The organism is Roseibium sp. R5 (genome assembly GCF_055755305.1).
Window position 1 is genome coordinate 2,531,668 of sequence record NZ_CM146910.1, and the last position, 26,027, is coordinate 2,557,694.

22 protein-coding genes and 1 tRNA gene are annotated in these 26,027 nt (G+C 57.2%); 13 read left to right on the plus strand and 10 right to left on the minus strand.

Features of this window, described 5'->3' with window-relative positions:
- Positions 1–80 precede the first annotated feature (80 nt).
- On the plus strand, positions 81–845 hold the full coding sequence (locus tag AC0J4F_RS11830) for an ABC transporter substrate-binding protein (protein WP_209002101.1): 765 nt from the start codon (positions 81–83) through the stop codon (positions 843–845).
- Positions 846–1,172: 327 nt separating this feature from the next.
- Entirely contained in the window at positions 1,173–2,021 is an 849-nt protein-coding gene (locus AC0J4F_RS11835) for a substrate-binding periplasmic protein (protein ID WP_473026354.1), read from the plus strand.
- 68 nt (positions 2,022–2,089) lie between these two features.
- Here AC0J4F_RS11835 and AC0J4F_RS11840 read toward each other — a convergent pair whose 3' ends face one another.
- Positions 2,090–2,854, minus strand: coding sequence for an SIMPL domain-containing protein (locus AC0J4F_RS11840; protein WP_473026355.1), 765 nt, complete (start codon positions 2,852–2,854; stop codon positions 2,090–2,092).
- A gap of 120 nt (positions 2,855–2,974) precedes the next feature.
- A complete protein-coding gene (locus AC0J4F_RS11845) occupies positions 2,975–4,042 on the minus strand; it encodes an AI-2E family transporter (protein WP_209174305.1) in 1,068 nt (355 codons plus the stop codon).
- Between the two features lie 228 nt (positions 4,043–4,270).
- Here AC0J4F_RS11845 and AC0J4F_RS11850 point away from each other — a divergent pair, with 228 nt between their 5' ends.
- Positions 4,271–5,101 (plus strand): aspartyl/asparaginyl beta-hydroxylase domain-containing protein, encoded by an 831-nt coding sequence (locus tag AC0J4F_RS11850; protein ID WP_008194009.1) that lies wholly within the window; start codon positions 4,271–4,273, stop codon positions 5,099–5,101.
- Positions 5,102–5,368: 267 nt separating this feature from the next.
- A tRNA-Ile gene (locus tag AC0J4F_RS11855) sits at positions 5,369–5,445 on the plus strand.
- Between the two features lie 509 nt (positions 5,446–5,954).
- On the opposite strand, the gene AC0J4F_RS11860 is transcribed toward AC0J4F_RS11855, so the two are convergent.
- From AC0J4F_RS11860 to AC0J4F_RS11870, 3 genes are all read right to left on the minus strand, one after another.
- The gene (locus tag AC0J4F_RS11860) at positions 5,955–6,077 is read right to left on the minus strand and encodes a hypothetical protein (protein ID WP_473026356.1); all 123 of its coding nucleotides are present in this window, start codon (positions 6,075–6,077) and stop codon (positions 5,955–5,957) included.
- A 278-nt stretch (positions 6,078–6,355) separates the two neighbouring features.
- Positions 6,356–7,579 (minus strand): serine hydrolase, encoded by a 1,224-nt coding sequence (locus tag AC0J4F_RS11865; protein ID WP_133949796.1) that lies wholly within the window; start codon positions 7,577–7,579, stop codon positions 6,356–6,358.
- Between the two features lie 69 nt (positions 7,580–7,648).
- Complete coding sequence (locus AC0J4F_RS11870; protein ID WP_133949794.1) at positions 7,649–9,484, minus strand: N,N-dimethylformamidase beta subunit family domain-containing protein; 1,836 nt, start codon at positions 9,482–9,484, stop codon at positions 7,649–7,651.
- A gap of 112 nt (positions 9,485–9,596) precedes the next feature.
- Between AC0J4F_RS11870 and AC0J4F_RS11875 the strand changes: the two genes are divergently transcribed.
- On the plus strand, positions 9,597–10,760 hold the full coding sequence (locus AC0J4F_RS11875) for a hypothetical protein (RefSeq protein ID WP_133949792.1): 1,164 nt from the start codon (positions 9,597–9,599) through the stop codon (positions 10,758–10,760).
- Positions 10,761–11,016: 256 nt separating this feature from the next.
- On the opposite strand, the gene AC0J4F_RS11880 is transcribed toward AC0J4F_RS11875, so the two are convergent.
- The 5 genes from AC0J4F_RS11880 to AC0J4F_RS11900 all read right to left on the minus strand — a co-directional run bounded on the left by AC0J4F_RS11880 (position 11,017) and on the right by AC0J4F_RS11900 (position 15,565).
- The gene (locus tag AC0J4F_RS11880) at positions 11,017–12,192 is read right to left on the minus strand and encodes a M20 aminoacylase family protein (protein ID WP_473026357.1); all 1,176 of its coding nucleotides are present in this window, start codon (positions 12,190–12,192) and stop codon (positions 11,017–11,019) included.
- Between the two features lie 32 nt (positions 12,193–12,224).
- Entirely contained in the window at positions 12,225–13,040 is an 816-nt protein-coding gene (locus AC0J4F_RS11885; protein ID WP_473026358.1) for an ABC transporter permease, read from the minus strand.
- Between the two features lies 1 nt (position 13,041).
- Complete coding sequence (locus AC0J4F_RS11890) at positions 13,042–13,770, minus strand: ABC transporter permease (RefSeq protein WP_133946176.1); 729 nt, start codon at positions 13,768–13,770, stop codon at positions 13,042–13,044.
- A gap of 77 nt (positions 13,771–13,847) precedes the next feature.
- The gene (locus AC0J4F_RS11895) at positions 13,848–14,618 is read right to left on the minus strand and encodes a transporter substrate-binding domain-containing protein (RefSeq protein WP_473026426.1); all 771 of its coding nucleotides are present in this window, start codon (positions 14,616–14,618) and stop codon (positions 13,848–13,850) included.
- Between the two features lie 173 nt (positions 14,619–14,791).
- Positions 14,792–15,565 (minus strand): ABC transporter ATP-binding protein, encoded by a 774-nt coding sequence (locus tag AC0J4F_RS11900; RefSeq protein WP_473026359.1) that lies wholly within the window; start codon positions 15,563–15,565, stop codon positions 14,792–14,794.
- A 340-nt stretch (positions 15,566–15,905) separates the two neighbouring features.
- Between AC0J4F_RS11900 and AC0J4F_RS11905 the strand changes: the two genes are divergently transcribed.
- The 8 genes from AC0J4F_RS11905 (at position 15,906) to AC0J4F_RS11940 (ending at position 25,860) form a co-directional block, all read left to right on the plus strand.
- Entirely contained in the window at positions 15,906–16,550 is a 645-nt protein-coding gene (locus AC0J4F_RS11905) for a TetR family transcriptional regulator C-terminal domain-containing protein (protein ID WP_008192000.1), read from the plus strand.
- 10 nt (positions 16,551–16,560) lie between these two features.
- Positions 16,561–17,757, plus strand: a complete 1,197-nt coding sequence (locus AC0J4F_RS11910) for a pyridoxal phosphate-dependent aminotransferase (protein ID WP_473026360.1) — start codon at positions 16,561–16,563, stop codon at positions 17,755–17,757.
- On the plus strand, positions 17,748–19,361 hold the full coding sequence (locus AC0J4F_RS11915; RefSeq protein WP_473026361.1) for a 5-guanidino-2-oxopentanoate decarboxylase: 1,614 nt from the start codon (positions 17,748–17,750) through the stop codon (positions 19,359–19,361). Before AC0J4F_RS11910 ends, AC0J4F_RS11915 begins: the two co-directional genes overlap by 10 nt.
- A gap of 519 nt (positions 19,362–19,880) precedes the next feature.
- Positions 19,881–20,141 carry a DUF4212 domain-containing protein gene (locus tag AC0J4F_RS11920; RefSeq protein ID WP_040450876.1) on the plus strand — a complete coding sequence of 87 codons (261 nt, stop codon included), beginning with the start codon at positions 19,881–19,883 and terminating at the stop codon, positions 20,139–20,141.
- 14 nt (positions 20,142–20,155) lie between these two features.
- Complete coding sequence (locus tag AC0J4F_RS11925) at positions 20,156–21,940, plus strand: sodium:solute symporter family protein (RefSeq protein ID WP_133946189.1); 1,785 nt, start codon at positions 20,156–20,158, stop codon at positions 21,938–21,940.
- 104 nt (positions 21,941–22,044) lie between these two features.
- Positions 22,045–23,874 (plus strand): DUF294 nucleotidyltransferase-like domain-containing protein, encoded by a 1,830-nt coding sequence (locus tag AC0J4F_RS11930; protein ID WP_133946191.1) that lies wholly within the window; start codon positions 22,045–22,047, stop codon positions 23,872–23,874.
- Between the two features lie 52 nt (positions 23,875–23,926).
- Complete coding sequence (locus AC0J4F_RS11935) at positions 23,927–24,448, plus strand: hypothetical protein (RefSeq protein ID WP_040450874.1); 522 nt, start codon at positions 23,927–23,929, stop codon at positions 24,446–24,448.
- Between the two features lie 38 nt (positions 24,449–24,486).
- On the plus strand, positions 24,487–25,860 hold the full coding sequence (locus AC0J4F_RS11940) for a 3'-5' exonuclease (RefSeq protein WP_473026362.1): 1,374 nt from the start codon (positions 24,487–24,489) through the stop codon (positions 25,858–25,860).
- The last annotated feature ends 167 nt before the right edge of the window (positions 25,861–26,027 follow it).

A 26,027-nucleotide genomic window follows, 5' to 3' on the forward strand; every position in this document is an offset into this window, starting at 1 on the left:
TCTTTATCGTTTCCCAATCCATGCTGAGGCTGTTCCTACGCGGAACTTCCGCCTCCATGAAGTGTTGGAGGACTATGAAGATGACCAATTGGAAAATGGTTGCCGGGGCCGGTGTCGCCGTTTGTATGCTGGCAGGGCAGGCGTTCGCGACAGAATGCCCCCGTGGCGGGACTTTGATCGCAGGCGCCAGTGATTACCGGCCGTATCAGAAGGTCGAGGGCAATGAAGTCAGCGGAATGGACTTTGAAGTCATCGCCGTTGTGCTGGATAAACTTGGATGCGGGCTGGAAACCCAGGCACTCCCGTGGGCGCGCCATCTGAAAGGGCTGGAAGACGGCAATGTCGATATTGCCTCCCCGGTTTCCAAGACGGAAGAGCGCGAGGCCTTCGCGCATTTCAGCAGTCCCTATGTAGATGCACAGGAAGTGTTGTTCGTGCCTGCCGGCAAAGAAGGGGAGTACAGCTCTCTGGCTGATTTCTTCGAAAAGGGCGGCAAGCTCGGGACCATCCGCGAATATGCCTATGGCGGTGACTTCAATGACCTGAAGGACAAATATGCCAGTCAGATCGATGACACCGACAGCCAGGAATCCAATCTGAAGAAGCTTGCCGCTGGACGCATCGATGCGACATTGGGTGAAGTGTTCGTGGTGTCGGAGGATATCAAGCGGTTGGGGTTTGGTGACAAAGTCGTCGCGTCAAATGTCATCATCTCTTCCGATGCATCTTACATCATGTTCAGCAAGAAAAGCGTGCCTGAAGAGTTCGTAACGGCTTTCAGCGAGCAAATGCAGGCGATGAAAGACTCCGGCGAATTCGACACGATCACGGCGAAGTACAAGTAAGCCCGACTGGGCTTCGATTAATCGCGCTCCAATGCGAACAGCATTGGGGTGCGTTGTTCTTCTGGTCAAATTCAAAAACCAGCTGAGCATATAGTCAAAAAAGACAATGTTTTTCGCCTGGTGTTTGTCTGATAACAGAGGCGGCTTCGGTATGGGCAGCGGAACAAAGCCCATCAACGGTTCTGGACGTTCATCCAGCCGCCATTGATCACCAACACGTGTGCCGAATTTAAACCCTTTATTGAGCGATTGGCCCGACACTTGTCGGAGACTTGCGCCGTGTTTGTTTGCGGTGAACGGCTGAGGGCGGGCGAAACGAGAAAAAGAATGGCGAGAGTTGCCAAGAAGTCTTTGAGTGCCAGTACATTTATCCTCTCGCTGCTTGGCCTGTGGATCGGCGTTTTATTGATGGGGTCACCGGCAATCTCTCAGGAACTGAGGCTTGTGACGTCGCCATGGCCGCCATCCAACTATCTGGATGAGGAAGGGCAGCCAACGGGTCTCACCGTCGCAATCATCGAAGCCATAAAAGAGAAGCTCGGTCTGTCGACGCCGATCGAAGTGATCCCTTGGGCGCGGGGTTACAAAATCGCGCAGTCCGAGCCGAACATTTTGTTGTTTACCGCAGCCAAGACCCCGGAACGGGAAGAGATGGGGTTCACGTTCATCGCGCCGGCCGTGATGTGGACACATGGGCTTCTTGCCAAGAAAGACTCCGGTATCGAGATCGAGAGTCTGGAAGACGCCCGTTCGCAAGGTTTGACCGCAGTTGGGGTTCGAGGATCCTGGCAGGTCAAATTGCTTCAGGAAGCGGGCATCGACACAGTCGAAGCGGATGATCAGGAAACATGTGCCCGGATGCTTTTGGCTGGCAGGGTAAATGTCTGGATTACCTCCCAGCTGCAGGCATCAACCGTGTTGCAGGAAATCGACATGCTGCCGTCTGCAGTGGAACCGGTGTTCATTCATAGACGCTCCCCCTCTTATCTCATGGTGTCGAATGGCACTGATCCGAACCTCCTGAAGAAGTGGGAAAACGCTTTTGATGAGCTGAAGAAGAGCGGCGAACTTCACAAGGTGGCAGAAGAGTGGAGTCAAAAGCTGGGCATTCCGCTCATTTACGATCCGGAAGAAGGCTTTTCCGCCAAAAACGATGCTCTCGATACCACCGGCTGAACCTCAGTAACACCAACGCCATAAAATGGCGCAAGGGCAATGGATGCCCTTGCGATTGATGGTGTTGATTAGTTCGCAATCTGCCATTGAATGGTGACCGAAGCAGAGATGGTTTCTTCCCCTGCCTCGATCGGAACAGCATCGGCCTTGGCCATCATCATGCCTTCTGCGCGCATCATGACCGGCCTGGGCATCTGAATCCCGGTTTCTGAAATCGAGACAATGCCGCCGAGCTCAACGCCGGTCGCTTCTGCAAAAATGCTTGCTTTGTGTTTTGCTTCCTGGACCGCGCGCTTGCGAGCCTCGTCGAGTTTCTCGTCCGGGTCGCTCACCTGAAAGCGGATGCCGTCGACTGAGTTCGCGCCGCTTTCGACGACACCTGTCAGAAGGTCGCCCAGTTTGGTCAGGTCTCGCACGTTGATTTCCACGCCGTTGCGGACCTCATAACCGGTGATGTCCGGCTGGCGGTTCGAGTTGTCCGTGACTCGTTCATACCGCGGATAGATCGCAAAGCCGCTTGTCTGGATGTCCTTGGCCTCAATCCCGGCGGCTTTGATCTTCTCGATCACCTTGGCGAGATCGGCAGTGTTTCCGGACAGAGCATCAGCTGCCGTCTTTGAGATCGTGACCACCCGTGCGGTGATCACCGCCATGTCCGGGGCGACAGAGACTGTTCCGCGGCCGTCCATTGTGATTGTCCCGGTGAGGGCAGCGGTCTCGTCGGCATAGCCAGGAGCAGCGGCGAGTGATGCCACTGCGAATGCGGCGGCGATGAAGGCATTTCTCGAAATTTTTGGCAGCTTGCCAATGCCTGACTGAATGAACTGCTGCATGGGTCTTATTCCTTTGAACGATATTCAAAAACTGTTGCAGAGGTGAACCGCCAATAGGGCAGGGGTAAGGCCACGTGGTTCAGCTGGCATTCATCTAGTCCGTGCCCTTCGAATGAGGGATCAGCTGCCCGGCTGAGTGGCGGCGGGCAGATCGCCGATCTCGCCGTTTTCGGAAAGCAGAACTGCTACAGGCCTTGCTGCCTCGATTTTGGAACAGACGATCACGATCATCACCGTCAGCGGCACACACAGCACCATCCCGACCACACCCCAGATCGCGCCCCAAAGCGCCAGAGATAACATGATCACCAGTCCGGAGAGGTTCAGGTTTGCCCCCATCAGCCGCGGTTCGATCAGATTGCCAATGGAAAACTGGATCAGTCCAAGGCCCGTCGCGATAATCAAGAAGGGACCAAGGGTGTCGTAATAAACGATCGCCAGAAGGCTCGGGAAAATCACGCCTATCAAAGACCCGATCGTCGGGATGTAGTTCAGGACAAAGGCAATGAAGCCGAAAAGGGCCGCGTAAGGCAATCCGATTGCGATAAGAACCAGGCTTGTGAGGACGCCTGTTGCGACAGACACAGCGGTCTTGATGGTGAAATAATGCATCAGCGAGGAATTGATTTCCGCGCGGATCGCAAAAGCGGCTTTCGCCCGCTCCGGTGTCGCAAACAGCTTCTCGAACTTCCGGTCGAAGGTGGACTGCTCAAGCAGCAGGAACAGTACATAGATGAAGACAAGGCTGGCAGACCCCGCAATTGCGGTCACCACACTGGCCCCCGCCGTCACCATCCTTGGCACCACGGAATCCGGGAAAAGGTCGCGCAGTTCCACCGGATCGTTGAGATGGAACAGATCCGCTGCCTGCATGAACAGCTCTTCCAGCCGCCGTTGATAGGTTGGCGCATCCTGGGCGAGCTGGGTAAGGTTGACGGCGACAATGTCCAGAACAAACGTGCTGACGCTGAAGATTGTCAGAAGGGCGAGGGGAAACGCCACAAGCCCGGGCAGATGAAAATTCCTGTAGCCGATCCGCCGGTAAACGTTCGACAGCGCGTTGATCATGTACCAGACGATGATTGCGATGATGAACGGCAGAAGCAGTGACCGCCCGACCACCAAAAGCCAGCCAACCATGGAAATCAGGAAGACGGTGAGGGTAAGGGTCAACAGGGGTGAGCGCATGCGAAGGTCCCGCCAAACTGATTGGCATTGCAGATTCTTTCGCCCGACCGTACCTCGCGCGGAGGGCCATTGAAAGTCCGGTTCGTATCGGGGAATATGGACCTCTTCGGGAGAGGACCAAACCGCGGGAATGAGCAGTTTCCCGTCCTTGCGCGCGCAGTCAGGACGTGACATTGTGCGGCGCTTTTTGCTTCCCCTTTCCGGAGGCGCAATATCAAGAGGTCGTCGATGAATTCCAAAGCTGTTCGCCGCTTGTTGCGTGTGATCATTCCACTGGCCATTTTGTTTTGGCTCGTGCCGTGGATTGCGGGCATCTTCATTGTGTGCGGCTTGATCGACTTTGCCCGCCACAAGCGGTTCGACAGTGCGCTGATCGCCAAGTACTTCTCCGGTAACGGCCTTCTGACCTGGGTGCTGTCACCGGTGAACCTGCTGTTTGATCTGATCTCCAAGCGTCATCATTACCGCATGCAGCTGAGCGAGTTTCCTGATGAGGAGCGCGCTGAAATCGAAGAGATGCTTCAGGTCTTCAAGGATCGTCAGGATGAAATCCTCACCGACCTGAAGGCCCGCATGGGCGACAAGCGCCGCGGCATGGTTTTTTATCGCTGGTATGACGAACAGGGCGATCAGTCGATCCCTGAGTTCAATCGCGACTTCAAATACATCAAGACGATCGGTGTATCCCTGTTCAATGGTCAGGAGAAGACGTCCCTCCATTTCGGCCCGCTCCGCCTGACCATCCGTCTCCTCTACAACATGACCACCCGCCAGAGCGATGAGGTGTTCATCGAGGTGAACGGCGAGAAGCATTTCTGGCACGACGATCCGCTGTTCATCTTCGACGACACGATCCAACATCGCTCAGTGAATGGCGAAGACGGCCTGCGCGCCTGCGTGTTCGTCGATGTCCTGCGCCCGAGCGCGTTCACCGGTCTTCAAAATGTCTGCGTGAAGATCTTCAACGTGCTTCTGTCGGGCATCAACCGGGTTTTCTACAAGAACTGGGACATGCTGAACAAGAAACAGGATGGCGCGGCACCCGCTGCTGGCGAGTAACTTCCTGGGGGCAAATTCGTAAGGGCCGCGCCGGTTTTCTGCCGGTGCGGCCTTTCCTGTTTGAAGAGCGGCCGTTGAACCGCCGTGCTGCGCTTTCAGAATGAAGTTTTTGCCTGATGAGTGTGCGGGTACAGGTGCAAAGACGCTGCGCTTTGGGTAACGCAAAAACTGCCTTGTTGAGGAGGCTGGAAACCGCTTGAGAGGCCGGGGCCTTTCGTGTAGGTAGCAAATTAGGGCGTGCGTCAAATCATGTTTGGCTGCCGCCGTGGGCCTGTAGCTCAACTGGTTAGAGCCGTCCGCTCATAACGGATTGGTTGGGGGTTCGAGTCCCTCCGGGCCCACCATTTTTCTTAAGCTATCTCTCTCGGTGAGCCCTTCGGGAAAGACATTCAGACTGTCAGGCCTGATCGCAAAGCGCTTTTAGCTCGCCACCCAAAACTGGAATTATTGACACAACAATCTGGAATTTTCGGTTTTTCTCATGGTTTCGGGAGCGTTGGGTGGCAAAGGGGCTCAACTCTCGGTCTATTTGAGGCCTTCTAGCTCGTTTCAGACCATCTTTTGAACGCCGTTTGAAGGCCCTTTAAACCCAGTTAAATCGCCATTTGTAGCGCCAGTTTCAGGTCGGACATTGTGAATTCGCTGCGCTCAGGTGCAAGGTCCGCCATGCGGACATTGCAGCCATTCGGCCGAGTGGGAACAACGGCCCAATGCTGACATTCTTCAAACTTGCTACGAATGACCGCTCTGTATTGAATGGTTTCCCCTCGGACACACCATGCTGATGAATGGTGTGCCTTAACAAAGTCGCGCCGAGGCCTGCAGCTCAAGCCGCTTGGACCCGGCGCGGTCTTCAGGAAGTGAACCGGTTCATCACGTTCTTCGTCACCCGCTCGATAAACGGGTCGCCGCCCTTCAGGCCGTGCACCCAATTGCAGGTCCCGGCGGCGAAAACCTCGCCCGGGCCTTTTTGCATGTAGGTGACCGCGCAGTTGCCGTAGACAAGTTTCTATGCGTCTTCCTCGGTCGGTTCCGGATACAGATCGGCCGCGATTTCCCGTGCATCCGCCAGAGCATCACCCCACATGTGCACCCCTTCCGAATGGCCGTGGTCAACCTCCTCTACCATGGCCGCGGGCGCCAGCGCGCATGCGCAATGCGTGGGCGCCTCATGCCGATGCCTCCTTGCATCAAGGGTGGCCAAAGCCGTCTGTTGCCAGCCCAGCCAGATGCTCGGCCCCCAAGATGTTAAGATCAGTAGGACCGCGCCTGTTCGATCACCCAAGCGAGATCCGGTGTGCCTTGCGGGAAGTTCTGCCCCGTGTGGTACGTGGACATTTTGGCTATGGCGACACCCGTTTCTCGATTGAATGCAAGGTATTGGCCGTAAGAACCGATCCCGACGGCGATGTTTTCATCCACGATGTACCATTGATTGGAATAGAACTGAATATCCGGCATCGGTTCAGCGTAGGGACCGTTCGCCCAGGCCGCGCGCTTGGCATCGTCTGCAGAAAACACATCGTTGATGTAAGCCTCGGACAGAACCTGGCGATCCGCGACCATACCACCATTCGCCATCGCATAAGGGAGCTTCACCATATCGCGAAGCGTCATGTACTGACCGCCGCCCGCATCGTATTGACCGTGAAGATTGGCGACGCTGCCAGAGATGTACTCCGTGCCCAAAGCGTCAAGAAACTGTCGCGTTCCTTCATAGGCGCTTACACCGGCAAGGCGCGGGCCCAGCAGCCCCATCAGGTTGGTATTGTTCGAAACATAATACCAATCGCCATCCTCCAGCTTCGGGTTGCGCTTCAGCGTTTTCGTGAATGCAACGGTCTCAAATTCGTCATTCTTGTATTCCAGACCCACAGCTGCAAATGACAGCACGACCGGGCTCTCGGGATCGGCGTAATCTTCGTACCAGAACACCGGGGCACGCATATCAACGACATTGCGTACGGTCTGGTCGCCATAGACGGACTGTGCGAGTTCAGGCATGAGTTCGCCCACAGTCTTGTCCATCACCTGCAACAATGCGTCATGCCAGATTGCGGAGGTATAGGACTTCCCCGTCGAGTGTATCCCGTGCTTGGTCGTCGGGTGCATCCCTTCGGCGTAATATTCACGGATGATGACGCCGTCCTTGACGACGATGTAGCCATCCGTGTTGGTTGTTTCCAGATGCGCCCGATCTTCGGAAGACATCGGCGTCACACCGCCTTCGAAGAAGCTGAAAGGGGTCGAAGACGGTGCCCAGTTATAGGCCACCGTGGCGAATTCTGACCCATTGCGGTTGGCATAGACCGCCCCCCCTGCAGCGGTCGAATTCGCCTCTGTCAGGTTGCGTGCTGCGGGGGCTTTGGTTCCCATCTGGTCTGCATACTGCGTGTGGTAGGTGAAATCCTCCGCAAAACCGCTGGAGGCCGTCAGGGCGATCGCCGCTGCGACCGCATGTCCGTGGCAAAACCGCATGGTCTGCTCCGTGTTGTGGTGCTGTGGAAAAGGCCTGCCCGGCAATCGCGGATCGCCGGGCCCGCAATCTTATGACGTGAACCGGTCCATCACGTTCTTGGTCACGCGCTCGATGAACGGGTCGCCGCCCTTCAGGCCGTGCACCCACCCGCACGTCCCGGCGGCGAAAACCTCGCCCGGGCCTTTTTGCATATAGGTGACCGCGCTGTTGCCATGGATCCGCTTCTCCAGGTTTTCCTGGGTGGGTTCTTCGCCCATTTCTTCCGCGTTCTCCCGCGCGTCATCGAATCTGTCGCCCCACATATGCAAGCCTTCGGAATGGCCGTGATCGGTTTCTTCAGCCTGCGAAGCGAGTGCCAGGGCAAGGATCTCGAGTGTGTCAGGTGCGCCGTCCTCACCGGTCGGATAGGGCAAGCCGTGGCGGAACGTATAGTCCACGCCGTCCACTTCGAACCCGACAACGGGCACGATGCGACCCAAAATGTCCCCATAGTAGAGGTCCGTCCCCTCAAAGACCCAGTGCTTGTTTCGGTAGACAGTGAACCCACCCGAAGCGCGCGGCGTCACGCCGCCGGTATTGGCATAGACGCCCTTGTGGCCATTGACCCCCCAGGTGGTGACGGGGTTTTCCGTCGGGCTTTCGAAATGGTGCCAGCCGACAGTCAGCAACTCGCGCTTGCCTTCCTCATACATCGGGTCTTCTTTCCGGCGACCGTGCTTGTAGTAGGTCTGGCGTTTGTTTTCTTCGTCCCAGCGCACCTTCCACATCAGGTTGCCACCCGTGCGCATCACCTTGCCACCTCTGGCGAGGTGCGCATCGACAGCCTTGCGGTACTCGACTGTGTGGTATTCGTCATGACCGACTTGGACGATCAGGTCGTAGGGCTCCAGCAAGGCCGGGTTGTCGTAGACATCATGCATGGACGCATAGTCCATTTCATAGCCGTTCTGTTCCGCCCAGATCGCGAAGTGGCGGTCGAAATAGCCCCAACCGGCCATCCACGAAAACATGGCGTAGCCATTGGCAAAGACATAGTCGAACTCCGGGTAGGTGACCTCCCAGTTGATCGGCACGGTCCCTGATGCCTTCTCTTGCAGGAAGTTCTCGATGCCAACCTCCGGAAATCGGATGAACCCGCGCGGCCAGGGCTTGTGCGTGCTGGTGTGAACGGCGTAGCTGGTTTCCCGCGCCTCGCGCCCGCCGCCGCCCGCCTCCGGCGGCAGGCGATAGGAACATCCGCCCGCCCAGTCGTTATAGGCGATCCAGGTCGGGATGGCGGGCAGGAACAGGATCTTGGCCGTCCGGCCCGGGTTGGCGCTGCGCAGGACGAAGAATGCTTCGTGCTCGATTTTCGTACCGTCCCGTTCGACGGTCAGGACGATGACATAGCCCCCGGATGTCCAGTCGGCGGGGATCGTGAACTGCGTGCTGACCGGCCAGTTGCAGCCGGATTCATAGGCTTCAAGCGGCGTGTCGTGATAGGCCCCGGCAACGTTTTCCTGCTTCAGGACGCTGTCGAGTGTGCCGCCGTCGCGGAACACCTCGAAACTGTAGGCGTCAGCGGTGGTGTTGACATGCAGCGCGACCGTGTCGCCCGGCGCATAGCTCAGCTTGTCGGTATAGGCCCAAACCTCGAGGATTTCCGGATCGGTTGTCGGGAACTCGTACCAATTAGCAATGTTCGCGAACCACGTCCGCTGGCCTTGCCGGAACGGCAGACGCTGGCGGCCGGTCTTGTTCAGGTTGTCCTCCACGCCGTCAATGCCGTATGCGCCGGCCGACGTTGTCCCCCCGAGAGTGGCTCCCGCAGCGGCCGCCGAAGCCGCGACCTTAAGCAGGTCTCGCTTGGACGGATCGTCTGGTTGCTGATCTTCGTTCTCGTTGTGTTGGCTCTTGTCCTTCACTTCAGATCCCTTCCGTAAGATCGTGGACACCCATAATGCTGGCGCTCATAGTAGCGATGACCGGATTTTCGCATAAGATGTTAGTAACACTCCCTTGGAGAGCTATTTTGATATGTCCGGCGAGAAACATACCGTTGTCAGAAGCACCAATAGCCCATCGGTGAGTGAAGCATTTGGCGTGTCGGCGGATCACGTAATTCGCCAATTGTCGGCGATATTGCAGAGCCGAAAGTTCCGAGATGCACCGATGCTTCAGCGCTATCTGCGGTACTTGGTGGAGGAGACGTTGGGCGGGCGCGGCTATCGTCTCGAAGCTCGCACCATTGCCAATCAGGTGTTCAAAAAAGGAGACGATTTCCGCAGTTCCAAAGATGCTACAGTTCGTGTTGCAACCAATCGGCTGCGCAATGCCGTTGAACTCTACTATCTGACAGAGGGCTTGACCGACGAATTGCGGATCGAGATTGAGCCTGGAAATTACAGGCTGAAATTCCGCTATCGAGCCTTCGAGCCGGACGTGGATGCTGGTACTAAAGCCCTGGATTTGGCAATTCAGTATCAGAAGGAATTGACCGCCTCCACACATCAGCATGCGTTTCGTTCGCTGCGGTCCGCCTTGAGTGCGGATGCGGAGAATGTGGAACTGCTGTCTGCCTATGCCGATATCTGCCTCGATGCTCACAAATACGGATTTGCACGTGAGTGCGGAGACCTGTTCGATGAAGGTTGGCGATCGATCGAACTCGCATCATCAATCGATCCAGATCATCCCGCGGTTATCTTTAATCTTGCGATGTTCGAGCTGTTTGCCGGAAACCTCGACCAGGTTTCAGTGCTTGGGCATCGATTGATGAACAAATTTGGCGATGACCCCGAAGTGTCGATAATGGCAAACTGGATGCTGACGCTGACCATGCCTCTCCGGGCTATAGCTGATACCGTCGATCTGGAACCGCCTGTCGTTAGCCAGCTGCCAGGCTGGATGAACCATTCGGCTTTTTTGGCCCGCTATGATGGTGGCGATTATGAATCAGCCTTGGCCGCAGCAATCGCATTTGGCATGCCGAACTTTTTTTGGGGTCCGCTGGAACGTGCGGCCGCATTGGCGCAACTTGAGTTGACTAGGGCCGCCGAAATCGAAGTGCAACGGCTCATGCACCTGAACCCTGCATTCGCAAGCAATGCCAGGTGGTATCTTGGCCAGTACATTCCTCAGGAGGACGCGTTGGAGCACGTGCTCGATGGTCTGGCCAAAGCCGGGTTGCCTCGCAGATGAAACGCGCCAGGAAGGGTAGCTTCTGGCACCAACCGTCTACTCGAAGCATGGCGCAAATAAGCCATACCAGACGACCGATTTTGGTTGCTTTATCCGCAAAGCGGACCTTCATACAATCCGCAGCAAATTCCCGTTTCCCGCCCGAGTTTCGAGCTCAGCGCACCGCACCGAAGGTCTTGGATGGGCTCCTTTGAGACATTCGCCGCAATCAGAATGAATGTCCGCTCCGGGCTGGCGTGAGCCAATTGAAATCTGTTCACTCAGCCGTGTCTAGTCCCGAAAGAAAATCCTCTGCCAGGTCCACCCAGAACGCTGCGCCGAGGGGCAGGGCGTCGTCGTTGAAGTCGTACTTCGGGTGATGGAGCGGCGGGTCGTTGTCCGTTTTGGCCGTCCCAAGCAGAAAGAAACAGCCGGGTTTTTCTTCAAGAAAATAGGCGAAATCCTCGCTGCCCATGATCGGGTCCGGCATGGTTTTCACCTTGTCGCTGCCGGCAAAGCGCCGGGCAATCGACCGCACATAGTCTGTCTCTTCGCTTGGGTTCACCATAGGTGGATAACCGCGCTCATAATCAACGGCCGCCTTGAGGCCGTAGCTTGCCGCCTGGCCTTCCGCGACCTGTCGAATGCGGGTCTCCAGCTCGTCCCGGACATCGGGATCAAAAGCGCGGACGGTCAGGCTCATTTCGGCCCGCTCCGGGATCACGTTGCTGGCAATGCCGCTGTTGAAGGCACCAACCGTGATCACGGCTTGCCGCATGGGATGGATGTTACGCGCCACAATGCTTTGCAGGGCCATGATGATCGACGCGCCGCAGACAATCGGGTCCGGAGTTGATTGCGGTTCCGCCCCATGGCCGCCTTTGCCGATCACCGTGATCTTGCATTCATCGGCTGCCGCCATCATTGGGCCGTCGATGAAATGGAACTCCCCAAAGGGCAAATCGGGGTCATTGTGGAGGCCAAACACCGCGTCGCAGGGAAACCGCTCAAACAGGCCGTCATCAATCATCAGTTTCCCGCCGCCAAAATTCTCCTCGGCTGGCTGGAAAATGAGATGCACCGTGCCGTCGAACTGTTTGCGCTCTGCCAGGCGTTTGGCCGCGCCAAGCAGCATTGCGGTGTGACCATCGTGGCCGCAAGCGTGCATCACGCCCGGGTGAGTGCTGGCATAGTCTGCGCCGGTCTCTTCCTTGATCGGCAGGGCGTCAAAGTCGGCCCGGATTCCAATGCTGCGGCTGGACGTGCCATTGCGCAAGGTCGCAATAACACCGGTCTTGCCAAGGCCTCGTGTCACCTCATAGCCCATCGCGGTGAGTTCGCCGGCGACATAGTCCGAGGTCTTGAATTCCGACAGACCAATCTCCGGGATGGAATGCAGATGACGCCGTGTTGCGACCAGATCCGCATCGAAATTGGTGGCCTGTTTGGTCATTTACAAAAGTGCTTTCAAATATTGGCTGTAGATTAGGCGCCCCGGCTTGGAATGCGGCTTTCAAGATAGCGGAACAGCAATACCAGAATTCCGGTCAGGCACATATAGATGAGGGCCAGCAGCAGCAAAGGCTCGTAGACCAGGAAGGTGTCCTGGCGCACCCGTGTGATGACCGCGTAAGCATCGACCACGGTGATCGTTGCGACCAGAGGCGTCGATTTCAGTTGCAGCACGGTTTCGCCGCTCAAGGTCGGCAAGGCGCGATAGAAGGCACGTGGTAGCCAGATCCGGCGGAACATCGTAAAGCGGCTCATGCCGAAGGCGCGGGCGGCTTCCAGCTCGCCGCGCGGCACGCCGGCAAAGGCCCCGCGCATGACTTCGCCTTCATAGGCCGCGAACGATAGCATCAAGGCCGTGAAGCCGTAGGGCCAGGCGTCCCGCAAATACGGCCAGAACATGGATTGGCGGATTTCCGGGTATTGGGCAAAGACGGATCCGAGACCGTAGTAGAGCAACCAGAGTTGCAGGAGCAGTGGCGTGCCGCGGATCAATGTGCAGAACCCGCGGGCAAGCGCTGCAAGCGGCCAGGGGCCCGTAACCTGGACAAGGCCGATTGGAAGCGCCAGCAGAAACCCGACGGCGGCGGTTGAGAACAGGAGGAACAGTGTCTCGCCAATGCCGTAGAGCAGCCGTGTCTGATATTTTGGCAGCCAGTCCCAGCGCATGAAGTAAATGGCGCAAAAGACGATCACTCCAAAGAAGGCGATCAGGAATATCCGGTGCGGCTCCAACAAACGGCGTGGGGGCGGCGGCACATAAGCGGGCATGGTGACTTTGGTATCGCTCATCTCACACCGGCCCCGCTATGCCGCGGCGGGCACGTTTTTCGATGATGGCTATGACGCGGTTCGAAACCAGCGTCAGTGTCAGGTACATGAGACCGGCTGCGCAGAAAAACAGCATATAGGCCTTGGTGCTGCCCGCAGCCTGGCGGGTGACCAGCGTCAGTTCGCTGAAGCCGACGACCGCCAGCAACGCGGTGTCCTTGGTGGCGATCAGCCAGAGATTAGAGAGCCCCGGAATGGCGTAGGGCAGCATGGCGGGCAGGGTGATGCGGCGCAGCGTTTTCAACGGTGACATGCCATAGGCGCGCGCGGCTTCGATTTGCCCCGGCGGCACGGCCTTGATGGCACCCCGCAAGACTTCCGTTTGGTAGGCGCCCTGAACAACACCGATCACGAAAATCCCAGCGGCAAGACCGCTGATGTCGACACGTGGCAGGCCGGCAAGGCCCAGCAATGCGTTCACCGCATCTGTGCCGGCGTAGTAGAGCAGCAGGATGAGAACCAGTTCCGGCACCGCGCGGATCACTGTGGTGTAGACTTCGAGAAGATCCCGGAGGATCGGGCCGCCATAGAGTTTGCCAAAGGCCCCCGCAATCCCGATCATGAGACCGAGCGTGAACCCGCCGACGGCGAGTTGCAAAGACGCGGCAAAGCCTTCCAGAAGCACGCCGCCCCAGCCGGGCGGAGAAAGAGCGAGAAGGTTCAGATTGAGAAATCCGGCATCAACGGCCATAGGCGGCAGGCAACCTTTTCAAAAGCAGAGGGCCGCCGGCACAAGTGCGCGCCGGCGGAAGAGCGGAAGGCTGGCCGTTAACCGCCGTAGATGTCGAAGTCGAAGTACTCCTTGGTGAACTCCTCGTATGTGCCGTTGGCGCGGATCGCGGCAATTGCAGCGTTGATCTTTTCTTTCAGCTCATCTTCACCCTTGCGCAGGCCAACGCCCACACCGGCACCGAGAATGGCCGGATCATCAGCCACATTGCCCTTGTATTCGCAGCATGCGCCTGCGTCAGACTTCAAGAATGCGTCAAGAGCGATGGCGTCTGCCTGAACCGCATCGACCCGGCCAGCTGCCAGATCCTGATTGGCTTCGTCCTGTGTCTGGTACTGCTTGATGTCGTCAGCGGTCGGAGCGAAGTACTTGTCCGCGTAGGCTGCATGGATCGTGGAGACCTGAACGCCGAGGATCTTGCCGGACAGACCTTCCGGTGTTGCTTCGAAGTCGTCCCCCTTGGCACCGATGATGCTGGTCGGCGTGTTGTAATACTTGTCGGAGAAGTCGATGGTTTTCAGGCGCTCTTCGGTGATCGACATGGAGCCGACGATCATGTCGATCTTGCCGGAGGTCAGCGCCGGGATGATGCCGTCCCAGGCAACCGGGGTGATGACACAATTGAGCTTTGCTTCCGCGCAGATCGCTTCCATGAACTCAACTTCCCAACCGACCCAATTGCCGCTGGCATCCGGGGAGGTGAACGGCGGGTATGGCTCGGCAGCAACCCCGACTTTAACGTCTTGCGCCTGGGCGCCGGAGATTGCTGCAACGCTCACTGCGGTTGCCACAAAAGCTGCTTTGATCATGTGTTTCATGCTGTTCCCCTGTTTTCACTGTGTTTGCCCGATTGGTCGGGATGGTCCGCCCGCGACGAGGTGCGGGACAACCGGTCTTTGAACTTGCCGAAGACTGCCTTTTCCTCCCGGCAGGGCTTCGGCACTCTGGTTGCCGGCTCACGGTATGGCCGTGAGTATCCGGCCTAGTGGACCGAACTGATGAACTGTTTCAGTCTCTCCGATTTCGGGGCGCCAAAGACCTGGTCTGGCGGTCCCTGTTCTTCGATGATGCCGTTGTGCAAAAAGATCACGTGGCTTGCGACGTCGCGCGCGAACTTCATCTCGTGTGTCACGAGGACCATTGTTCTGTTTTCTTTCGCCAAGTCTCCGATCACACTGAGCACTTCCCCAACCAGTTCCGGATCGAGCGCGGACGTGGGTTCGTCAAAGAGAAGCGCCAGCGGCTGGACAGCCAGGGCGCGGGCAATTGCTGCGCGTTGCTGCTGACCTCCGGACAAGAAGGCCGGATAGACGTCCTGCTTCTCGTGAAGCCCGACCCGGCGCAGCAACGTTTCGGCGATTTCGACCGCCTCATCCCGTTTCATGCCGAGCACGTGAACTGGCACTTCAATCACGTTTTGCAGCACCGTCATGTGTTGCCACAGATTGAAACTTTGAAAGACCATGGCGAGCTGGCTGCGGATGCGCTCGATTTGCTTCCGGTCCGCCGGGCGCAAGCCATGATGACTGTCGTCTCTCAGGGCAATGGCTTCGCCGTGAATTATCACGGATCCGGCACTGGGAAGTTCAAGCATATTGATGCATCGAAGGAAGGTAGATTTGCCGGAACCTGACCCGCCAATGATGGCGATGACGTCTCCTTTGTTGGCCGTCATCGAGACCCCCTTCAGCACCTCCAGAGGTCCAAAACGCTTAAAGAGGTCTCGCACCTCTATGGCTGGCGCCACATCTTCCATTCTTCCGCCATTGCCCAGCTAAACTGCCAGAGCTGTTGGTGTTTTTGTCCCCGCTGGCTTGTCGTTGTTTCCGGTAGAGCGCCAGCTGACTGCCCGGTCATTCGGTGAAGCTTTGCATCGGCTCAGAAATTATTCAAGTGTATAATTTGGGCTTGTGTGCTTATTATTCAGTCGTATAGTAAGCCGGAATCCGAGCGCATGAATGGCGCGCTTACGCTCCCATAAATGGGCGGCGGCTTAAGAAACGGGAGGCGTGAGGTGCAATGAGTGCGACGTTTACAGCCGCTTGTCTCCTGCAAGATGAAGACCCGGTTTTGACCACTATCGAACGGGTGGTGAGATGACCCGTCGGTCGTTCCATAGAGCGCCGGAAGCCGAGCGCCGCCAAGATCTGATCACTGCAACACTGGACTGCATTTCCGAGCTCGGATTGCAAGGGGCAACCGTGCGCGAAGTGGCGACTCGGGCTGGTGTTACACCCGGTCTCATCCGCCACTATTTCTCCAGCAAAGATCAGATGCTGCAGGCCGCCTATCGCGAAGTCATGACCGGCATGACGTCAAAGGTCGCCGACGCTGCCGACAAGGGGCAATCGAGCGCCCGGGCCCGGTTGCATGACTTCATTGTCGCGAACCTGACGCCGCCGGTCGCCGACGGCCGTGCTTTGTCACTCTGGGCGGCCTTCATCAGTCATGTGCGGGTCGACCCGGACTTTGCCGAGATCCACCGGGAGAGCTATCTGGCGTTCCGGTCTGTGCTTGAAGCGCTTGTGGCCGATGTGCTCACGGAAGCCGGGCAAGCCGCGGACACCAAGCGATGTCAAGAGCTTGCCATCGCGATCAACGGCGTGATCGACGGCTTGTGGCTGGAAGGCACGCTGGTGGGCGATCTTTTCTCTGAAACACCTTTGCCGGGCATTGCTGTCCGGTCTGTGGAAGTCCTTTTGGGCGGCATTTCTCTTGCCGCTGACACTCAACAAACCTGAGAGACCGACTATGCGTTATGCGTCGATCACCGACCGGTTGACCCATTTGGGATCCGGGAAATGGACAGTGCATCTGAAAGCCCGCGAGATGATGGATGCGGGCACACCGGTGATCGAGCTGACGATTGGCGAACCGGACATCATGCCGGACAAAGCGCTCCTGGATGAAGCTGAACGGTCGATGCGGGCTGGCCGGATCCGGTATTCGAACGGGCGCGGGGAACCGAAGATCGTGGCCGCTTTGACAGAAAAATACCGGCAGCGCCGGCCAAGCGTTACGGAGCGCAACATCCTTTGCTTTCCAGGAACGCAGACAGCGCTTTTTGCGGTGATGCTCGGTCTTGTCGAGGGCGGGGATGGGGTGCTCGTGCCGGATCCCTACTACGCGACTTATGAAGGCGTCATTGCTGCGACCGGTGCGGCTATGGTGCCGGTCCCCTTGCGTCCGGAAAACGGGTTTCACCTCAAGCCGGAAGACCTTGAAGCGGCCGTAACCCCCAATGCCCGGGTGCTGCTTCTCAACACGCCCCACAATCCGACCGGCGCAGCGCTTACCGCAGATGAAATTGCTGCAATTGGCGAGGTGTGTCAGCGTCATGATCTCTGGATTGTTTGTGATGAGGTCTATGAAAAGCTGATCTTTGAGCGCACCTTTGCTTCACCCTTCGACATTGAGGCTCTGCAGGAACGAACGATTGCTGTTTCGTCGATTTCCAAGTCTCACGCAGCGCCCGGCTTCCGGTCTGGATGGGCTGTCGGCCCGGAGGAATTCTGTGACCGGTTGCTTGCTGTTTCCGAAACCATGCTCTTTGGCGGGCAACCGTTCATTGCGGATATGACGGCGATGGCCGTTTCCGGTGAGTTTGATACCGCTGAACGCATGCGGGAGAGCTACCAGCGGCGTGCCGAGATTTTGATGGAACATCTTGGCGGCCATGGTGCCTTGCGTCCCATGATGCCGGAAGCGGGCATGTTTCTGCTGGTTGATGTCAGTGGCACCGGGCTGGATGGTGAAACGTTTGCAACGCGCCTTCTGGAAGAAAAACACGTTGCCGTCATGCCAGGCGCCTCGTTTGGCGAACAGGCGGCAGGGTTCATTCGCCTTTCATTGACGGTCGCAGATGACACCTTGCGGGACGCGGCCACGAAGATCGCGGCGTTCGCAGACGAGCTGGCGGCGAATACGGGATCGAAGAAATGGGCGTAGTTGAGAAAACTGTTGGCGAAGCCCTGATCGACCTTCTCGAGATCAACGGCGTTGACACCGTCTTTGGCATTCCAGGCGTTCATACAGTTGAGCTCTATCGCGGATTGGCCTCGTCTCCCATCCGCCACATCACCCCTCGGCATGAGCAAGGGGCTGGCTTCATGGCCGATGGATATGCGCGTGTGACCGGCAAGCCCGGCGTTGCCTTGGTGATCACCGGGCCGGGGCTGACCAACACCATCACCGCGATGGCGCAGGCCTATCAGGATTCGATCCCCATGCTGGTGATCTCCGGTGTGAACGCGCGGGACAGTCTTGGCCATGGCCGCGGCAGGTTGCATGAATTGCCCGATCAGCGGGCCATGATGGCAACACTGGCCGTCATGTCGCAAACGCTGCTTGACCCAAACGATCTTCCATCTGTGATGGAACGGGCCTTCTCTGTTCTGAAATCCCGCCGGCCAGGTCCGGTTCACATCGAGATACCGACCGATGTGATGCCGCAAAAGATAACAAGTGAGGTCTGGAAACCGGTCATTGTCACCGGCCCACGAGGAGCTGCAGCAGAAGTCACTGACCTCGCGGCCAAGTGCCGAGCGGCGAAGCGCTCCGTGATCCTGTGTGGTGGTGGATCGATCTTGGCAGCTCAAGAGATTCAACAACTTGCCGAGACCCTGGATGCGCCATTGATCACGACGGTGAACGCAAGAGGCATGTTTGCGGGCCATCCGCTATCGGTTCCGGCAAGCCCGAGTTTGAAGGCCGTCCGCGCGCTTGTGTCGGACGCCGACCTGGTAATCGCGCTTGGCACGCAAATGGGTCAGACCGATTACGACATGTATGCCGATAACGGCTTCCCGGAACTTGAAAACCTGGTACGGGTCGACATAGATCCAGATCAGCTGGCCCGAGGACCATCAGCTGCGCTTTCGATCCTCTCCACCGTTGATCAGCTGGTGGCAGATTTGCTGGCCGCTCTTCACGATAACACCAAACGTGGTGACGGAGCTGCGCGGGCAGCAGCCTGCCGTGAAGAGGCCTTTGCCGCCCTCACTCCAAAGATGAAGGCAGAGATCGCGGTTCTTGAGACCATTCGCGATACGCTCCCGGGCTGCATCATCGTCGGCGATTCCACACAAGCCATCTATTCCGGCAATCTTTATTTTGAAGCTGGACAGCCGAAGGGCTGGTTCAATGCCGCAACCGGCTTTGGAGCCCTTGGCTATGGTCCGCCTGCCGCAGTGGGAGCCAGCCTCGGCGCACCGGGTGTGCCGGTGGTTTGCATTGTTGGCGACGGTGGATTTCAATTTTCGCTGGCCGAGATCGGGTCGGCAAAAGACTGCGAGGCGAATGTCATCTTCCTTGTCTGGAACAATGACGGATACGGTGAGATCCGCACTTTCATGGAGGACAGCGGGATTGAACCAGAGGGCGTGACGCCATCCGCCCCGGATTTTCTGAAAATCGCGGAAGGTTACGGCTTGCCGTCAATCCGATTGACAGATGTTTCGCAGCTCAATGACGCGCTGATCGATATGGCCAAGATATCCGGTCCGGCATTGATTGAAATCCATGAAATTGAGACCCGGGGCGCCACTGCATAAGTGCCCCATTTGCTCAACTGAGGCAGGTCATGTTTTACCTGCTCAAAACTGTTCTTCGGATGTGTTCCGCACGCGTCAAGTTCTTATTTCTAAAGTTTAATTCGTTAGTCTAATAGACTTACGAAGCCCCTACTGAAGTATGGGCCTACGTAAGTAGTCTTGAGTATATTTTGCGCATCGATAGAAAACTAAACTCGCATTCCAGTGAAGTTCGGTGACGATCGTCACGATAGGTCAACAAGCAGTATGAACCCCGTTTTGAACGGGGTCACAGATTGAGGTCTAGGGAAGGGGGTTCCTCGGCCAAGTGCTGAGTGCGTGCCAAATGGAGCAAATCGGTTGTAAATAGTCATGGTGCAGCTTTTTCGGATATCTCCGGAAATCGCTGTGTTCAAGGCCCAGCCACTCCACCGCGAGCATCCAGCATCCAGGCTCAAGGTTCCAATTCAAAACACGCGATTGAGGCGCCGCGTTCGCCGGGGCGTTTGAACCTTAACAGGATCAAGTGGAGGAGACTGTATGTCCGAAAACTCATCCAACAACGAATATTGGTCCGCCAATATGCGCATCATCAAGATCAGCCTCGTCATCTGGGCGCTGGTCTCTTTCGGGTTTGGCATTTTGCTGCGCCCGCTGCTGAGCGGCATTCCCGTCGGCGGCACCGATCTGGGCTTCTGGTTTGCCCAGCAGGGTTCCATCCTCGTGTTCCTCGGGCTGATCTTCTTTTACGCCTGGCGCATGAACCAGCTCGATCGCGAGCATGGTGTGGACGAAGAATAAGGGCGGCCTGAGATATGGATCAGTTTACGATAAATCTGCTGTTTGTGGGTGGCTCTTTCGCCCTCTACATCGGCATCGCGATCTGGGCCCGCGCAGGGTCTACATCTGAATTTTACGCCGCTGGCCGCGGTGTTCACCCGGTCACCAACGGAATGGCGACCGCAGCGGACTGGATGTCAGCTGCCTCGTTCATTTCCATGGCAGGCCTCATCGCTTTCACCGGCTACGACAACTCTTCGTTCCTGATGGGCTGGACCGGCGGCTACGTGCTGCTGGCGTTGCTGCTTGCGCCTTACCTTCGCAAGTTCGGCAAGTTCACGGTGTCTGAATTCATCGGGGACCGGTTCTACAGTCAGACCGCCCGTATCGTTGCCGTTGTCTGTCTGATTGTTGCCTCGACAACCTACGTTATCGGTCAAATGACCGGCGTTGGGGTTGCCTTTGGCCGCTTCCTGGAAGTTGACAACACAACCGGTCTTCTGATCGGCGCCTGTGTCGTTTTCGCTTACGCGGTTTTCGGCGGCATGAAGGGCGTGACCTACACGCAGGTGGCTCAGTACTGCGTTTTGATCACGGCTTACACCATCCCGGCGATCTTCATTTCGCTGCAGCTGACCGGCAACCCGATCCCGGGTCTTGGTCTCTTCGGCAATGATGTTGCCAGCGGTGTGCCGCTGCTTGCCAAGCTGGACCAGGTGGTTACGGAACTTGGCTTTGCGTCCTACACGGCTCACCATGCCAACACGCTGAACATGGTTCTCTTCACCCTGTCCCTGATGATCGGTACTGCGGGCCTGCCGCACGTGATCATGCGCTTCTTTACGGTTCCGAAGGTTTCCGATGCGCGCTGGTCTGCCGGTTGGACGCTTGTCTTCATTGCGCTTCTTTATCTGACGGCTCCGGCTGTTGGCGCGATGGCGCGTCTCAACATCACCGAAATGATGTGGCCGAATGGCGGTATCAACGGCGGCGCTGTTGCTGTGGAGCAGATCGAAAACGACTCGAAGTACGACTGGATGTCGACGTGGCAGAAAACCGGTCTTCTGGACTGGGAAGACAAGAACGGCGACGGCAAGATCCAGTACTACAACGACAAGAATGCTGATCTGCAAGCAGTTGCTGCGGAAAAGGGCTGGGAAGGCAACGAGCTGACCAAGTTCAACCGCGACATCCTTGTTCTGGCAAATCCGGAGATCGCCAACCTTCCGAGTTGGGTGATTGGTCTGGTGGCCGCGGGTGGTCTGGCAGCAGCGCTCTCGACGGCGGCCGGATTGTTGCTCGCGATCTCGTCAGCGGTGTCGCATGACTTGATCAAGGGGGCCTACAATCCAAATATCTCGGAGAAGGGCGAACTGTTATCGGCACGAATAGCCATGGCGGTCGCGATTGTTGTGGCGACCTATTTGGGCTTGAATCCACCCGGGTTCGCAGCACAAACGGTGGCCTTGGCCTTCGGACTTGCGGCGGCCTCGATCTTCCCCGCCCTGATGATGGGCATCTTCACCAAGGTGAACAGCCGCGGTGCGGTTGCCGGGATGATCGCAGGTATCTCCGTCACGCTGATCTACATCTTCCTGCACAAGGGCTGGCTGTTCATTCCGGGCACCAACTCCTTCACAGATGCTGATCCGCTGCTCGGTCCGATCAAGTCCACGTCTTTCGGTGCAATTGGTGCCATGGTGAACTTCACCGTCGCCTACTTTGTCTCCAAGGCCTCGGACCCGATCCCGACGGAAATCGAAGAGCTCGTTCAGAGCGTTCGGATCCCGCGCGGAGCCGCTGCAGCTCAGGATCACTAAAACCTGTCCGGGCCGCTGCTTGCGGCGGCCCGTTCAGTCCCGATCTTGTCCTGCCCGGTTCTTACTGGGCAGGACTTTTTATTACCGGTTCAAAAGGCTGTGCCATGTCGCTGACATCCGATCAGATCCTGCAGTTCCTAAGATCGGTGCATCCTTATGATGCCCTGCCTGCCGATGTGCAAAGTGCCATCGTGGGGCAAATCGATGTCCGGGATCTGGAGCCGGGCACTTTGGTCTATGAATTCGGCAGCAGCATTCCGGGCCTTTTTATAATCTACGACGGTGCGATCGAAGTGCGGGACGAGCAGGGTGCTGTTCTCAGTTACCTTGGATCGAGAAACTCTTTCGGTGAGCGCGGGCTGTTGAAAAACGGACTTGCGGTGACAACCGCGACCGCAGACACCGCCGCGACCTTGTTGGTCGTTCCTTCCAAGCTGTTCAAAGATCTCATCCGCGATCACCAACCCTTCGCCCGCTTTTTCGACCGGAGCCGGAAACCGCAAGCGCGGGAAAGAGACTTGGCAACCACGCAGGTTTCGACCTTTATGGCGGGACAGCCAATCACATGCGCGGCGGATGACACCGTTCAATTGGCCGCAACACGAATGCGGGAGAACCATGTCTCCTCGCTTTGTGTGGTGAATTCCGATGATGCCTTGATCGGGATCGTCACCATTCGGGACCTTTCCGGGAAGATCCTTGCAGAGGGGCGGCCAATAGAGACACCCGTGGACGCCGTGATGACCGCGAACCCGGTGACGCTGGCCCCATCCTCTATCGGCTCCGATGTTTTGCACCTGATGATGGAACGCCGGATCGGCCATGTCCCGATTGTTGAAGGTGGGAAACTGGCCGGAATTGTAACGCAAACGGATCTCACGCGGTTTCAGGCCGTCAGTTCGGCTGAACTGGTCGGCGAAATCACAAATGCGGCCACGGCCGAAGAGATTGCAAAGGTTACGGCCCGTATTCCGAACCTCTTAGTTCAGTTGGTCGGCAGCGGTAACCGTCATGAAGTGGTGACCCGTTTGATCACCGACATCGCGGACACAACAACCCGGCGGTTACTCGCACTTGCCGAGGAGAAACTTGGACCGGCTACGGTTCCGTACCTATGGCTTGCGTGCGGATCGCAGGGGCGGCAGGAGCAGACGGGCGTCAGCGATCAGGACAATTGCCTGTTCTTGGATGACAGCGTTACGGAAGAAGATCAGACCGGGTACTTTGCTGAACTTGCAAAGTTCGTCTGCGATGGTCTGAACACCTGCGGATATGTCTATTGTCCGGGTGACATGATGGCGACCAATCCGCGCTGGTGTCAGCCGGTAAAGGTCTGGAAAAGCTACTTTGAAGGCTGGATCGACAAGCCGGACCCGATGGCGCAAATGCTGAGTTCGGTGATGTTCGACCTGCGGCCGATCGGTGGGCATGTGCCACTGTTCGCAAACCTCCAGGAGGAAACCCTGGAAGTTGCTGCCCGCAATTCGATTTTCGTGGCGCATATGATCAGCAATTCGCTAAAGCATACGCCGCCCCTCAATCTCCTGCGCGGCCTTGCAACGATCCGGTCCGGTGAAAACAAGAACACCCTGGATATGAAGCACAACGGCGTTGTGCCGGTGGTGGATCTCGGGCGGATCTATGCTCTGCGGGGTGAGATCAAGGCCGTCAACACACGAGCCCGGCTCGTCGAGGCCAAGGAGAAGGGGCAGTTGAGCCAATCCGGCGGCGGCGATCTGATCGACGCTTATGACCTGATCGCGGAAACGCGGCTCTTGCACCAGGTGGATTTGATCAAGCAGGGCTTGCCGCCGAACAACTTCATGCAACCCTCGATCTTGTCAGACTTTGAGCGCAGCCATTTGCGTGATGCCTTTGTTGTGGTCAAAACTATGCAGTCGTCGGCGGGGCAGGGCCGTGGCATGCTGAATTAAAAACACCGGACGAGGGGCTTGGCGTCTCATCGTTATCCGGATGGGGGAGTGAATGTTTGTTGAACTGATTGCAACGATTGTTGCCGGTATTGCTGCCGCAGGGCTTGTGATGCTGATCAACCGGGCGCTGGGCGGGCGGATGCCGAAGTGGCTTGCCCCTGTCATGGCGGGTGTTGCGATGCTCGCGACCACCATCTCAAGTGAATACGGCTGGTACGAGCGAACCCGGGAAACGCTGCCAGAGGGTCTCGTCGTTGCGCAGACCGTTGAAAACCGGTCCTTCTACCGACCCTGGACCTTCGCCCTGCCTTATGTCGAGCGGTTTGTTGCGATCGACACCTTGTCGATCAAGACCCATGACGCTCAGCCGGGGATGAAACTCGCCGACGCCTATTACTTCGGCCGCTGGTCGACGGTGAACAAGTTGCCGGTGCTGACCGATTGTACAGAAACGCGCCGGGCCGCCCTCATTGACGCCGTCACCTTTGAAGACAGTGGCACAATCGACGGCATCCAGTGGGTTCAGGTGCCGGAGAGCGATCCGATGGTGTCAACGATCTGCGGAGTGGGATGATGCTGACGTCACTCAGTTTGCGATTGCGGGTATTTCTCATGTTCTTGGGAATGACTGCGGCTGTCTGGGTGGCAATAGGTCTTGCACTCTACATGGGATTGGGGCGCGCTGCAGAGACTGGTGTGGCCGGTGCTTTCACCTTCTCCGGAATCCTTCTGTTCTTTCTCTCACTGGCGATCTTCACCGGATGCTGGTTTTTGTTCGACACCAATGTCGCCAAGCCGGTCGAACGCATTGCCGCGGCCATGCGGACAAGGGCGCATGCTGGTGTAGAGGTCTCTGTCGATCAAAATGAAGCACGCTATCTCGGGGATTTGGGGCCGGCCGTTGCAGCTGTAACCGGCGAACTGTCGAAAGCCTCGGAGGATGCTGACGGGATTGTCGCCGAAGAAACTGCGCGGCTCGCAGCGGAGCGGGCACATCTTGCTTTGCTGCTGACGGAAATCCCGGTTGCAATTGTTCTGGTCAGTCCGACCCATCAGATCATGCTCTATGACGGACAGGCTGCTGATGTTTTGAAACAGGTGCATGTTCCGCGCCTCAGCTCGTCTATCTACGACTATTTCACCGAAAGCGAACTGCGGCCGGGGTTTGAACAGCTGACCGAGGCCCGGCGGGAAGTGGATGTTGAGGTGCATGGAACCAAAGGCAATCTCTCGTTCCGGCTGCGCTTGAAGAAGCTGAGCGAAGCCTCCGGGTTCATGATCTTGATCGACAGCACGAACGCGCGCATAGCGCCTGAAGCTGCGCGCCCGTTGATCTATGATTTTGATCTGACCGAGCGCGATACTGAAAAGGCCATTGAAAACTGTTCCCTCAGCGAGCTCTCCTTCACGGTCTTCGATACCGAGACAACCGGTTTGATGCCGAACAAGGACGATATTGTGCAGATCGGAGCCGTTCGGGTCGTCAATGGACGCATGATTCCCGGCGAACGAATTGATCAATTGGTCAATCCCGGCCGGCCTATTCCTGCTGCCTCCAGCAAGGTTCACGGGATCTCGGACACCATGGTTACCGATGCGCCCAAACCTCTGGAGGCGGTGGCGGACTTCCATGAATTCGCGCGCGAGTCGGTCATCGTTGCCCATAATGCGCCGTTCGATCTGGCGTTCTTGCACAAATACGGAAAAGTTGCCGGTTTGGAGTGGCCCCATCCGATTCTGGACACGGTGCTTTTGTCAGCGGTGGTGTTCGGCTCGAACGAGGTGCACACGCTCGATGCATTGTGTGACAGGCTTTGCATAGAAATCCGGCCTGAAGTCCGCCACACCGCGCTTGGCGATGCGGAAGCCACCGCTGAGGCTCTCTGCAAATTGCTGCCTATCCTCACGTCGAAGGGTTTTGAGACCTTTGGCGATGTCATCCAGGAAACCCGGAAGCACGGGCGCCTCCTGAAGGACATGAACTGATCCAGAAAATGCGCTGAAGAGGCTAACAAAGATCTGCCGGATGACTGTCAGATTATGCTGCGCCGCGTCATTTTAGTTTCGTTTGCAGTGCGAATAGCGTCGATTAAATTTCAAATCTGTTTTCAACTTGGGCAATTCGAAAGCAAATTTCGCTGGTTTTTTGTCAG